The sequence below is a fragment of the Oceanobacter sp. 5_MG-2023 genome (genome assembly GCF_030548165.1).
Classification (GTDB): Bacteria; Pseudomonadota; Gammaproteobacteria; order Pseudomonadales; family Oceanobacteraceae; genus Oceanobacter.
Window position 1 is genome coordinate 38,138 of sequence record NZ_JAUORS010000003.1, and the last position, 12,045, is coordinate 50,182.

Here is a 12,045-nt window from a genome sequence, read left to right on the forward strand (position 1 = left end):
TCAATAAATGTGACGCTATTCACATTCGGCGCTCGCGGGTTTCTTGCTGATGGGGACATCGTTATAAATATTGGCAAAGCCGTCGGTGTAGCGAGTGCCATAATTGGGGGGAATTTTGCATACCCAGCAGCATGATGCCTCTGTGTTCGGCCATGGCAATCATCTGCTGCGGATAACGCTGGGTGGTGTGCCGCGCAGGCTATCGTTGCCGCGAGTTCGATTATCAGCAGGTCTGGCTGGTGTCGCCACTGATACTGGCATTGACTACCGTGACCAGTGGAACACGCTGTTGCAGCTGCTGCTGAAGCAGAGTGACCTGTCTTTGTTGAATCGGCACGCCGAATCCGGCACTAATACTGTCTCCAACGACGAGAATCATCGGGGCGGCGTGACGCCCGGTATCCGCCGGTTCTGCCAGTGACGGCAAGCCGGTCAATACGACCAGTGCCACTAACAGGATTTTGATATTAGCCATGCGTAATAACCGCGACATCTCGCTTGATCCCCTTGAAAAACCGGCCTCGTCCTCTGCGACAGACGGTCACCACAGCCTAGCCCTTGAGTTAACCCGTGTTGGTAAAACAGTGCAAGCGGGAGGACAACCGCTGACGTTATTGAAGGCGGTTTCCCTGCAGGTGGAAGCAGGTACCAGTCTGGCTATTGTCGGTACCTCCGGCAGTGGTAAATCCACCTTGCTGGGGATTATGGCCGGGCTGGATTTACCCTCTGCTGGTGAGCTGTCACTGCTCGGACACCGGCTCGACCAGCTGGATGAAGACCAGCGGGCGGCAGTACGGGCGCAAGGGGTCAGCTTTGTGTTTCAGAACTTCCAGTTATTGCCAGGGTTGACGGCACTGGAAAATGTCATGTTGCCGCTGGAAATTCGCCAGCAAACAAAACCACAGCGTGAAGCAAAATCGTTGCTGGACAGCGTTGGTCTGGGTCATCGTATCAGTCATTACCCCAGCCAGTTGTCGGGGGGGGAGCAACAACGGGTGGCGCTGGCGCGGGCCTTTGCGGGTCAGCCGGATATTCTGTTTGCTGATGAGCCCACCGGTAATCTGGATCGCGCCACCGGCAAACAGATTGAAGATTTGTTATTCCAGATGAACGCTGACTACGGCACCACGCTGGTGCTGGTGACTCACGACCCACAACTGGCACAGCGTTGCCAGCGTCAGGTACGTATGACCGATGGCCAACTGCAGGATGTGACTGTCGCCGAGGCTTCGGCATGACAACATTACCCATGACCCGATTACCCTTGCTGGCACAGTGGCGGCTGGCATTACGGCTGCTATGGCGTGAGGCCCGCAGTGGTGAATTAACGCTGATTTTACTGGCGCTGCTGATTGCGGTGACATCCACCACTGCCATTGCGCTGTTCAGTGCCCGCCTCGAGCTGTCGCTGGATGATAACTCCAGTGCCTGGCTCGGGGCTGATTTGCGGGTTCGATCCACCGCCCCCTTTACCGATGAACAACGGCAACTGGCAGTCGGTCTGGGTCTGGAAACCGCTCAGTTAATGACTTTTCCCAGTGTGGTGTTACACGGCGACAATATGACGCTGGCAGCAATCAAGGCGGTGGATAACGGCTATCCGATGCAGGCGCGATTAAAGGTGATCGCCGCCAGTCATCCGGAACCGGTGTTACAGAATCATGGCCCGGCAGCGGGAGAAGCCTGGGTTGAACCGCGCTTGCTGGCGTTGCTGGGTGCCTCTCTGGGGGATGAACTGGAACTGGGGGACAAAAGCTACCGGGTCACTGGGGAAATCATGGAAGAGTCTGATCGTGGTGGTGGCCTGTACAGCTTGTCGCCACGGATGATGGTGCACTGGGACGATGTTCAGGGCAGTGCCTTGCTGGGGCCGGGCAGTCGTTTGCGCTATCGCTTGCTGATGCAGGGGGAGCCGGATGCTCTGGCACAGCTGCAAGACCAGTGGCCGCTCAGCGACAAGGAAAAATTTGAAACCCTGGAAGATGGCAATCAGCGTATGGCCCGTTCGCTGGCAAAAGCCCGCCAGTATCTGGCGTTGGCCTCTCTGTTGGCGGTGGTGCTGGCCAGCATTGCGGTAGCGATTTCAGCGCAGCGTTACGCCCTCCGGCATTTTGATATCAGCGCCCTGATGCGTACCTTTGGTTTGCACCGGGCTGATGTGCTGCGGCTCTACCTTTGGCAACTGGTGACATTGGGCGTGGCGGCAGCGGCGATCGGGGCGTTACTGGCGCTGCTGTTGCAAGCGGGGATTATCCAGTTACTGGCGGATGTTTTGCCTGCCGAGATGCCCGCCGCTCCGGCGCTGGCCTGGTTGTTGGGCCTCAGCTCCGGGTTGGTGACGCTGTTGGGATTTGGCTTGCCGCATCTGCTGCCGCTGGCAACCGTGTCACCCTTGCGGGTGTTGCGGCGGGATCTGACACCGGTGCCATTGGCCGGTTGGCTGATGACCGGTTTGGCGTTGTTGTCATTGACCCTGCTGCTGTGGGTGTTTACCCGTGATTTGTTACTCACCTTGTTAGTGATGGGGGGCGGATCGCTTCTGGTCTTGGTCTTGCTCGGAGTATTGCAGCTGGGTATCTCCGGCTTACGCAAGCGACTGGAAAATACCAGCCTGGCGCTACACTGGCGTTTTGCCTGGCAGCACCTGAGCCGTAACAGCCGCCAGACTGCCGGGCAAATACTGGCTTTTTCGCTGACACTGCAAGTCATGATCGTGATTGCGATGCTGCGTAATGACCTGTTGGCTGACTGGCAAAACAGCTTGCCAGCCAATGCCCCGAATGTATTTGCCATGAATATCCAGAGTTACGACAAGGAAGGCTTTCAAAGCGGGCTGGTAGAACGCGGCTTTGATGCCCAGACCATTTATCCCATGGTGCCGGGACGATTACTGACCATTAATGGTCGCAGTATCCAGGAGCTGGGGCTGGAGAATATAGGTGCGATTGATCGCGATCTGGCGCTGACGGCTGATCATCAGTTGCCGTCCTCCAATCGTATTGTGGCTGGGGACTGGCAAGCGATGAGTGGTTCCGGCCAACTGTCGATAGAAGTTGAACTGGCGGAGCGGTTAGGTGTACGACTGGGGGATACCCTGGCTTTCCGAGCCGCCGGTGTTGAGTTTGAAGCCAGTGTCAGCAGTTTGCGGGAAGTCGACTGGACTTCACTCAGTCCTAACTTTTTTATGATGTTTTCCTCTGACCTGATGGAACAATTGCCGCCCAGCTACATCACCAGCTTTAACGTCCCGGAGCAATCCCAGGCCGAATTGACCAGCCTGATCCGGGAATTTCCAGCGATCAATATCCTTGATATGCAGGCGTTGCTGGGGCAGTTGCAATCGTTGTTGTATCAGGTCAGCCTGGCGGTGGAGCTGATCCTGGCGGTGGTGTTGATCGCCGCTATGCTGGTAATGGTCTCGGCGCTGGTGGCGAGCCTGAGGGAACGCTTGCAGGAAGGTGCCCTGCTAAGAACCCTGGGAGCCAGCAGTGGGATGATACGCAAGGCCCAGCTTTGTGAGTTTTCTCTGATGGGACTGATTGCCGCGTTGCTGGCGTTGCTGGCCGCCGAAGCTTTGTGCTGGGCCTTGTACACCCAGGTACTGGCTATTCCGTACAGTGGTCTGGGCTGGATCTGGTTGTGGTTACCCTTGCTGTCGGCTTTGGTACTCTCCGGGCTGGCGACGCTGCTCTTGCGCAAAACCATTCGTGTTGCGCCCTTGATTGTGATGCGCGAGTTGAGCTGACTTGCAGTACATGATCGGCATATGCCAGATCATTCGTTGATCTGGCGCTGCCAAAAGGTGTTGCTCAATGGCTTGATAAGCTGCCCGGCCTAAGCTGTGCAAGCGGCCAGGGCGAGGCGCAACAAGTCAAAATACAGCGTCTATGTTAGTCTGCAACGTTTTGACCTGCTGCGGATTTTGCTATGGCCCTTCCTGACACACCAGCCACTGATCAATCTTGCTCTGCTTCCGACAAGGGAGATTCCGGTACTGCGGGTTCGGTCTCTCGTGCTGGAACAGCATCAAGACCGCCACTTCCCCAGGTGCGGGTGTCTGTTATTACCGGTTTTCTGGGGACAGGCAAAACCACCACGATCTTGAATTTGTTACAGCATCGTCCAGCCGGAGAAAAATGGGCGGTACTGGTGAATGAGTTTGGCGAAGTCGGGGTGGATGGCACCATATTGAAAACACTGGGAGACGGGGTGGTGGTACGGGAAGTCCCTGGCGGCTGTCTGTGCTGTGTCTCGGGGCTGCCGTTCCAGATTGGCATGAACAGTCTGATCAGTCGGGAAAAGCCGGATGTCTTGCTGATTGAGCCAACCGGTCTGGGTCATCCGCGCCAGATTCTGAAAATACTCTCCCAGTCGGGTTATCAGGATGTGCTGAAAGTGGCAAACACGGTGACGCTGGTCGACCCGCGCCATCTGAGTCAGCCGAAATATCGCCAGCATGAGATTTACGCCGATCAGATTGCGGTAGCGGATGTGCTGGTGGCCAATAAAATCGATGTCTGTCAGCCGGAAGATCTGCGGCTGTTTGATGCCTTGGTGGCCGAACGACAGTTAGAGAATCCGCAACTCCAGGCTGTCCGGATTACCCAGGGGCAGCTGTCTCCCGACTTGCTGATCGCAGCCGGTGCTGAGGCTGGAGCATCAGAAGCAAGCGTAACGGCAAATAATACAACACTCAGGCTCCCGCCGGTGCTGGATCTGACTCAGCCGTTGCAGTTGGAAGCTGGTGAATCTTTTCGGGCTTTGCCACATCAGGGTGATGGCTATCATGCGTTAGGCTGGTTGATTGCGCAGCCATGGCTGTTTTCGTTGGCGGCATTGCGGAACTGGTTGTATAGCCTGGAGATTGAACGAGCCAAGGCGGTACTGGCAACCGACGCCGGGGTAGTGGCATTCAATCTGCGCGAAGGCACTCTGACGGAGCAGCTGCTGGGAGACGCCAGTGTCATTGCTTTTGAAAACCGGCTGGAATTGATCGATCTGAACGTGTTGCCACAAGCGGCGCTGGAAGCTGGTTGGCAGGCCTGCGCGTTAAGCGGGATGGCATCCTAGCGTAGCGGCATCGGGCTGACGTTATCCATTGTCTGTTTATCCCGATGGCACAGGACTGCCATCGTTACCATCGCTCGTTTGGCATGCCGTAGCCTGGTGTGCCATGTCGCGGTATCCCATTCTCTTCATCTTCTGATAATAAGCAGGTTGCGATGATGCGCACGTTTTATTCGGTACTGGCGGCGGTTGGCCTTTCGCTGCTGGCACTGAGCTGTCAGGCAACACTACTGATCAATGAGGTAGATGCCGACACCGAAGGCAATGACAACGCCGAATTTATCGAGCTGTACAACGGTGGTCGTGGTGCGACGTCATTAACCGGCTACGTACTGGTGCTGTATAACGGCAGCAACGACCGCGCCTATCTGGCGCTGGATTTGTCGGCCAGGCGCACAAATGCGGAAGGGTATTTTGTGGTCTGTGGTAGCGCTGCCACGATCGCTGGTTGCGGCCTGGAAATAGGGAACAATATTCTGCAAAACGGTGCCGATGCCGTTGCCCTGTACCATGGTTCGGTGGCTGATTTCCCCAAAGGTACGGCTGTCACCGCCAGCAATCTGGTGGATGCTCTGGTGTACGGTACCCGTGATGCGGACGATCGCGGACTATTAAGCGTCCTGATGCTGGCTGACCCGGTGCAGGTCGATGAAGGTTCAGCGGGCGACAAAAACAGGCATTCTTCCCAGCGCTGTGCCACATCCGCTCGCTCCGGTGCCGCCTTTCAGGTTGACGAAGCGACTCCCGGTGCGCGGAATTCGTGCCACGATCAGCCGGAACAATCCCGGTCCGGGCAGTGTGGTGATCCAACGGGCGTTACCCGGATCAGTGCTATCCAGGGCCGTATTCGCCATGTCAGTGACGATACCAGCCCATTGAATAATCGACGGGTGTTGGTGGAAGCCGTGGTCACACTGGATGCCCGAGTGGGCTATGGGGGCTTCTGGATACAGGAAGAAGACGCCGATGCCGATAACGATGCCCGCAGTTCAGAAGGGATATTTGTTAAAAGCAAAGGGGCGGATATTCGTGTCGGTGATACCGTACGGCTGGAGGGAACCGTGGGGAAAACGTCAGGAGTGACGCGGCTGGGTAATATCCGTGACCTGACGGTGTGTCGCCGGGATACAGCGTTACCTCGGGCGCAGCCGCTGGTCTTGCCGGTGAGGGATCTGGCCGACTGGGAAGCCCTCGAAGGCATGAGAGTGCACAGTCACACCCGGCTGCTGGTTGCCGACCTGTATGGTGCCGGTTATGGGTTAGGCAATTATGGTCAGCTGGTGGTGTCTTCCTCTTTGCATTTTCAGCCGACCGATGTCGTACCGCCAGGGTCAGAGGCTGTGGATGCACTGCTTGAACGTTATGTGCTGGACCGGTTGTTGGTGGATGACGGCATGAGTGGCCGTTACCCCACATTTATTCCTTTTCCTGATGCGACAACCGGCTACCGCGCCGATAACCCGGTACGGATCGGTGATTCATTTACCACCTTGAGCGGCGTGATCCATCATTTCAAAAACGATTTTATGCTGATTCCCGAACGATACCGTATGGCTGCCAGTCATGCCCGTACCTCGACACCAACGGTGAGTGCGGATGCCAATTTGCGTATCGCTTCCATGAACGTGCTGAACTATTTTAACGGTGATGGCCAGGGTGGCGGCTTTCCTGCCTCCCGTGGTGCCAGTACCTACGCCGCCTTCCAGTTACAAAGCAGCAAGGTGGTCGCGGCGATGGCTGCCATGGATGCGGATATCATTGGTTTGATGGAAATCGAAAACGACGGCTACGACAAGCACAGTGCCATTCAGCAATTGCTGGATGCCATGAATGCCTTGCAGGCTCCCGGCGATGAGTATGCGTTTGTGGACCCGGGCACGCCGCGTATTGGTACGGATGCCATTACGGTCGGATTGCTGTATCGGCCTGGACGTCTTCGGTTACGAGGCACGACCCAGGTGCTGTCATCGGCCAATTCGCCACGTGACCGGCAGGGCGTGTTATTCAACGACCGCAAACACCGGCCATCCCTGATCCAGTCGTTCGAGTTTCATGACTTTGTGTTTACGCTGTCGATCAATCATTTCAAATCAAAAGGCTCGGCTTGTCATGAGCAACACGAAGGTGCCGATGGCCAGGGTAACTGCAATCTTATGCGTACCCGGGCGGCTACTGGCTTGTTGCAGTATTTGCAAACACAGCCAACGGGGGTGACATCCACCGCTGTCCTGGTGATGGGGGATTTGAATGCTTACAGCCAGGAAGACCCGCTGCAGGTATTGCTGGCAGGGGGATACCATGACCTCAAGCGCTCGGATGTGGCAACCGAAGCGAAACCTTATACCTACAGTTACAACGGCTTGCTCGGCAGTCTGGACCATGCCTTGGCAACGGCCACCTTTGCGGATCATGTAGTCAGTGCGGGCGCCTGGCATATCAACTCGGTGGAAGATGCACTGATGGGTTATGAAACCGACGCCAATGGTCAGAGCTATGCGTCAGTTGATCACTATGGTCAGGCCGATAGCTATCGTTCATCCGATCATGACCCGGTAGTGATTGGATTACGGGTCGGCAGCAGTGGTCAATAAGGGAGTCGGGTGTCAGTCCAGCCTGTTGGGGTGAGGTCGTGCCATGGGCATGGTGCCACTGGATTGGTAGCGCAGCCGAATACGTTCGACCAGTGCTTCCAGCTCTTTGTCGTACAGTGGTTGTTGTCGGGTTGACAGGCCATCGGAGTAGATCAACCGGGTTTGCGGTTGCCAGCGGCATGGGTGCTGTTGTGTCAGCCATTGGTTCAGCAGCGTCATGGGCATATCGGTCAGCCCTTCGAGCAATTCAGCCCCTAGCTGTTGTAGTTGAGTACTGAGCTGCGCCAGGGCGTGCAGGCGGTCATCGTCATAGCAGAATTCGTTGCCCGTGCCGCACAGCACTACTTGTTTACCGTGATAACTCAACTCTTCCAGAATAGGCCAGGCGTCTGCCCAAGGGGTTTCCGGAGTGCCAAAAGCATGGATTGGCAGCGCCATCACCAGGGTGTGGTAGGGCTGGATATCTTCCGGAATACAGCTAAGCAAATTGCACAGCGCGACCGGAGCCCAATGAATATGGTGCTCCAGTGCGCAGGCGGTCGCCGTCGAACAACGACAGCTGCTGTCGTACAGAATAGCGATATCTGTCATTGATGTGGCTCCAGTTAAATCAGGTAGCGGGTAGAGGCTGATAAATCCTGACTCAGGCGGCGGATACAGAGACGCCCTTGTGGCTGCTGCCGATATAAGTAGCGCAGGGCAAAAAAGGGCTGATACAGGCTTTCGAGGCACAGTTGTCGACATTGAGGGCTGCAGTCATCGGCAAAAGCTGTGTTACGCAGGTGGCTGTAAAGGCGACGCAGCCAGCTTTCCTGTAAGGCTGGCAGGTGACGGCTGCCGGCCTCTTCTGCCAGTTCCAAGCCGATATCCAGATATTCATTCACCCAGAGTGTCAGTAACACATCGCTGTGTTGCTGCGGAATCAACTGCTCCAGTTGTTCCAGTCGCCGGCTGTTGCTGGACCCGGAAGTCAGTTGTGGCCAGGGGTTATTGCTGCGACTGCCGGAGTCAGGGATGGCATTGATTTGGGCAGGTTGCGTCGGAAAGGCGAGTAGCGTGGCGGACATAAGCGTGGTCTCTTTCTGATCAGGTCAAGACCACTCTAATGATAATTATTCTTATTTGCAATAGAGAATGATTATTTCCATTCGAATGGCTTTTCCTGTCCATGGGTCAGCTTGACCCAGCCTGGCTGGTCTTCGGTTTCAGATTCTTTCCAAACGCGGGCAGCACAGCGAATCTCGGTTTCCAGCACATGATGGGCCGAACGGGCACATTCGAGATCATCTGCCCATGGCGTATGGTTCTGCTTGATCCATAGACTGTCGAAATTACCTTCTGCCCGGACGGTAAACACCATGTCCATATTTTCACAACGCCAGAAGTGGCTGTTACCCTTGAGGGTTGTGTCGGTGACGGGGCCAATACTGGATTCGAGCCAGGCACGTACTTGCTCCGGTTCGGCTTTTAACAGGTAAATTTCGATATCAGGGAGAGTGGAAGTCATCGTTGTAGCTGTGCCTCTGAAGAGTCGGGATCTATTTGCGCAATATACCCCAAGGCTGTGCAGATTGCGCCGTTTGGCGTTATCCTGAATGTGACGGTGCTGGCATGAAACGCAGCGTGTGGCGAGCGGAAAGAACAAGAAAGAAAAAGGCAAAACGGTGAGAAAGCGGCAAGAAAATCGCCCGTAACCAATAACAGTGCCATTGTTGTTGGTTACGGGCGTTGCTTAGCGCAAAGGCTGAAAGCACTGACGGAATCAGATCAGCGCCCCAGCAGATGGGAATCGAGCTACCCTCATAGCCCGCAAGCAGAATAACTCCCGGGTTATGTAGCAGCAATGTGACTGGATGCCGCAGCAAGGCCTGTGCGGTACCTGTGCTGGGTTGGCCAGCCATACCAAACACAAAAATCCGGAATAAGGGGCCGTGCATCCCGCCGCGATCACAGCACTCGCAAGGAATACGTTTCCTGTTTGTTTTTTCACCGTTATTCTGGTAAATTCCGCGCTCCTTTTTATCCGTACACTATTGTTAAATCCGCGGTGCTGTTTACAGCGCCACAGCGGCTGATAATAAAAACGGACTCCTTGTCTTACCGGATTGGCCGGAAGGCTTTTTACCCATAAGGAGCTGACAATGCGTCACTACGAAATCGTTTTTCTGGTTCACCCAGATCAAAGCGAACAAGTTCCAGCGATGGTTGAGCGTTACACCGCGACTATCGAAGGCACTGCAGGATCTATCCACCGTTTCGAAGATTGGGGCCGTCGTCACCTGGCTTACCCGATCAACGATGTTCATAAAGCACACTATATTCTGATGAACGTAGAGTGTACCCAGGAAGCCCTGGACGAACTGACCACCAACTTCCGTTACAACGATGCCATTCTGCGTAACCTGGTGATCCGTCGTAATGAAGCGGTGACTGATGTTTCTCCGATCAAAGCTGCTGAAAGCCGCGAAGATCGTCGTCGTCCTGAGCCGCGCGAAGACAACCGTGAAAAAGCGGTTGAGACTGAAGAATCTGCTACTGAAGATTCTGCCGATTCCGCCAAAGACGAAGATTAAGAGAGGAGTTACTCATGGCACGTTTTTTCCGTCGTCGCAAGTTCTGCCGTTTCACTGCTGAAGGTGTCACAGAGATCGATTATAAAGATCTGGATACCCTGAAAGGCTATGTCACTGAAACCGGCAAGATTGTTCCAAGCCGTATCACTGGTACGCGCGCCAAGTATCAGCGTCAGCTGTCTACTGCTATCAAGCGTGCACGTTACATTGCACTGCTGCCGTATTCAGACGCGCACGATAATTGATTGGTCTTGTTGGTTGGATAAACTGAGCCACAAGCCCGTTTACCTTAATCAACATGAGCATCAAGCATGAAAAATCTGGCTCAATGGGCCATGCAAAGCCGCCAGAGGGTAACTCTGGTTGCGGCCATTGCTTACGCTGTCCCCATGCTGTTTTGGCTGGGAGCAGCGTTCCAGGCGCTGGTGCTGTTGCGTCAGCCCTCCAGGGACAGTCTGCCGATGGTCCTGTGGTCTTCCTTGCCAGCATTGGCATGGATGGCAGCAGGTGATCCGACCCCTGTTCTGGTAGCAGCAGGAACAATCCTGGCTGCTCAGGTACTTCGTTATTCGATTCGTCTTGATTGGGCGATTCTGACGGCGGTGGTACTGGGAGAATTGATTTATTGGTGTTTGCCCTTGTTGCTGGCCGATGTACTGCCGTTGGTAGTGTCCAGTAGCGAGGTTGCCGTCAGTGAAGCGTTAAAATCCAATCCGGATTTACAAGCGCGCTTGCAACCTCTGGTTGCCCCCATGATTCATGGGGTACTGGCCGCTTTGCACACACTGGTTATTATCTTGTGTCTGTTATTGGGACGCTATTGGCAGAGTGCCTTGTATAACCCGAAAGGGTTTGGCATTGAATTTCGACAGTTGCGTTTGCCGTTGGCATTCACACTGCCTGCCGTACTGGTTGTGCTTACCGCAGGCCAGTTGTTGCCGGGATTGTCTGGCATGGTACCGGTGTTAACCGTGGCCATGATGTTGGCAGGCCTGGCAGTGTTCCATGGCGTGGTGCATGGCACTAACGCCAGCTCGAACTGGCTGTTGCCGATTTATATCGGTCTGGTCGTGTTTGGGCCTTACATGTACACATTACTAATTTTCGTAGCGGTGCTGGATAGCGTACTAGATATCCGCATGCGACTAAAAGACACGGCGTCTGGTGACAAATAGCACCGACTCCCTGTAATGAGGAATCCAAGATGCAAATTATTCTGTTAGAAAAAGTCGCTAACCTGGGTGAACTGGGTGATCAGGTTAACGTTAAGCCTGGTTATGCACGTAACTTCCTGATCCCTAAAGGCAAGGCAGTTCCTGCAACCAAAGCAAACGTTGAACACTTCCAGGCGCGTCGCGCTGAACTGGAAGCGACTGCAGCAGCCAAATTGGCTGAAGCTGAATCCCGTAAAGAGAAAATCGAAGAAATCGAACTGTCTGTTGCCGTTAAAGCCGGTGATGAAGGCAAACTGTTCGGTTCTCTGGGTAACCGCGATATTGCCGACCTGGCTTCTCAAGCCGGCGTTGAATTGGCCAAGGCAGAAGTTCGTCTGCCAACAGGTCCAATCCGCGCAGTTGGTGAATTTGATGTGGCGATTCACCTGCACCCAGAAGTAGAAGCGGTACTGAAACTGCACGTTGTGGCTGAATAAGTAACTGCTGTCAGTCTGTGGATACCGGTTATACCGGTTCACCGGCTGCGAGGAAAAAGGCACTATAGGGAAAGACTCTATAGGGCCTTTTTTTATGCCTGATGCCTGGGCACCAGGTTGCGTTTCAGCATGCCCGCGACGAGCACAGCGTGTATTGATCAGA

12 protein-coding genes are annotated in these 12,045 nt (G+C 54.8%); 8 read left to right on the forward strand and 4 right to left on the reverse strand.

The features are described 5' to 3' along the window. Positions 1-223: 223 nt before the first annotated feature. Positions 224-475, reverse strand: coding sequence for a hypothetical protein (locus Q4551_RS03160; protein WP_303431758.1), 252 nt, complete (start codon positions 473-475; stop codon positions 224-226). Between Q4551_RS03160 and Q4551_RS03165 the strand changes: the two genes are divergently transcribed. From Q4551_RS03165 to Q4551_RS03180, 4 genes are all read left to right on the forward strand, one after another. Then, positions 474-1,238, forward strand: a complete 765-nt coding sequence (locus Q4551_RS03165; RefSeq protein WP_303431759.1) for an ABC transporter ATP-binding protein — start codon at positions 474-476, stop codon at positions 1,236-1,238. The two genes, Q4551_RS03160 and Q4551_RS03165, sit on opposite strands and share 2 nt — an antisense overlap. Continuing rightward, positions 1,235-3,745 carry an ABC transporter permease gene (locus Q4551_RS03170; RefSeq protein ID WP_303431760.1) on the forward strand — a complete coding sequence of 837 codons (2,511 nt, stop codon included), beginning with the start codon at positions 1,235-1,237 and terminating at the stop codon, positions 3,743-3,745. The genes Q4551_RS03165 and Q4551_RS03170 overlap by 4 nt, the downstream gene beginning before the upstream one ends. Positions 3,746-3,927: 182 nt before the next feature. Then, entirely contained in the window at positions 3,928-5,070 is a 1,143-nt protein-coding gene (locus Q4551_RS03175; RefSeq protein WP_303431761.1) for a GTP-binding protein, read from the forward strand. A 152-nt stretch (positions 5,071-5,222) separates the two neighbouring features. Further along, positions 5,223-7,658 (forward strand): ExeM/NucH family extracellular endonuclease, encoded by a 2,436-nt coding sequence (locus Q4551_RS03180; protein WP_303431762.1) that lies wholly within the window; start codon positions 5,223-5,225, stop codon positions 7,656-7,658. Between the two features lie 12 nt (positions 7,659-7,670). On the opposite strand, the gene Q4551_RS03185 is transcribed toward Q4551_RS03180, so the two are convergent. The 3 genes from Q4551_RS03185 to Q4551_RS03195 all read right to left on the reverse strand — a co-directional run bounded on the left by Q4551_RS03185 (position 7,671) and on the right by Q4551_RS03195 (position 9,165). Then, complete coding sequence (locus Q4551_RS03185; protein WP_303431763.1) at positions 7,671-8,249, reverse strand: hypothetical protein; 579 nt, start codon at positions 8,247-8,249, stop codon at positions 7,671-7,673. A gap of 14 nt (positions 8,250-8,263) precedes the next feature. After that, a complete protein-coding gene (locus tag Q4551_RS03190; protein ID WP_303431764.1) occupies positions 8,264-8,725 on the reverse strand; it encodes a hypothetical protein in 462 nt (153 codons plus the stop codon). A gap of 71 nt (positions 8,726-8,796) precedes the next feature. Next, complete coding sequence (locus tag Q4551_RS03195; protein WP_303431765.1) at positions 8,797-9,165, reverse strand: hypothetical protein; 369 nt, start codon at positions 9,163-9,165, stop codon at positions 8,797-8,799. Between the two features lie 634 nt (positions 9,166-9,799). Between Q4551_RS03195 and rpsF the strand changes: the two genes are divergently transcribed. The 4 genes from rpsF (at position 9,800) to rplI (ending at position 11,882) form a co-directional block, all read left to right on the forward strand. Continuing rightward, complete coding sequence (rpsF, locus tag Q4551_RS03200) at positions 9,800-10,231, forward strand: 30S ribosomal protein S6 (protein ID WP_303431766.1); 432 nt, start codon at positions 9,800-9,802, stop codon at positions 10,229-10,231. 14 nt (positions 10,232-10,245) lie between these two features. Next, entirely contained in the window at positions 10,246-10,476 is a 231-nt protein-coding gene (rpsR, locus tag Q4551_RS03205; protein ID WP_303431767.1) for a 30S ribosomal protein S18, read from the forward strand. A gap of 66 nt (positions 10,477-10,542) precedes the next feature. Continuing rightward, positions 10,543-11,406, forward strand: coding sequence for a hypothetical protein (locus tag Q4551_RS03210; protein ID WP_303431768.1), 864 nt, complete (start codon positions 10,543-10,545; stop codon positions 11,404-11,406). A gap of 29 nt (positions 11,407-11,435) precedes the next feature. Beyond that, the gene (rplI, locus tag Q4551_RS03215; RefSeq protein ID WP_303431769.1) at positions 11,436-11,882 is read left to right on the forward strand and encodes a 50S ribosomal protein L9; all 447 of its coding nucleotides are present in this window, start codon (positions 11,436-11,438) and stop codon (positions 11,880-11,882) included. Positions 11,883-12,045: the final 163 nt, after the last annotated feature.

Bases quoted from the DNA above. Each gene is read 5' to 3' on its own strand.
- Q4551_RS03165 (WP_303431759.1), top strand. From the start codon at position 474: ATGCGTAATAACCGCGACATCTCGCTTGATCCCCTTGAAAAACCGGCC.
- Q4551_RS03160 (WP_303431758.1), bottom strand. From the start codon at position 475: ATGGCTAATATCAAAATCCTGTTAGTGGCACTGGTCGTATTGACCGGC.
- Q4551_RS03170 (WP_303431760.1), top strand. From the start codon at position 1,235: ATGACAACATTACCCATGACCCGATTACCCTTGCTGGCACAGTGGCGG.
- Q4551_RS03175 (WP_303431761.1), top strand. From the start codon at position 3,928: ATGGCCCTTCCTGACACACCAGCCACTGATCAATCTTGCTCTGCTTCC.
- Q4551_RS03180 (WP_303431762.1), top strand. From the start codon at position 5,223: ATGATGCGCACGTTTTATTCGGTACTGGCGGCGGTTGGCCTTTCGCTG.
- Q4551_RS03185 (WP_303431763.1), bottom strand. From the start codon at position 8,249: ATGACAGATATCGCTATTCTGTACGACAGCAGCTGTCGTTGTTCGACG.
- Q4551_RS03190 (WP_303431764.1), bottom strand. From the start codon at position 8,725: ATGTCCGCCACGCTACTCGCCTTTCCGACGCAACCTGCCCAAATCAAT.
- Q4551_RS03195 (WP_303431765.1), bottom strand. From the start codon at position 9,165: ATGACTTCCACTCTCCCTGATATCGAAATTTACCTGTTAAAAGCCGAA.
- rpsF (WP_303431766.1), top strand. From the start codon at position 9,800: ATGCGTCACTACGAAATCGTTTTTCTGGTTCACCCAGATCAAAGCGAA.
- rpsR (WP_303431767.1), top strand. From the start codon at position 10,246: ATGGCACGTTTTTTCCGTCGTCGCAAGTTCTGCCGTTTCACTGCTGAA.
- Q4551_RS03210 (WP_303431768.1), top strand. From the start codon at position 10,543: ATGAAAAATCTGGCTCAATGGGCCATGCAAAGCCGCCAGAGGGTAACT.
- rplI (WP_303431769.1), top strand. From the start codon at position 11,436: ATGCAAATTATTCTGTTAGAAAAAGTCGCTAACCTGGGTGAACTGGGT.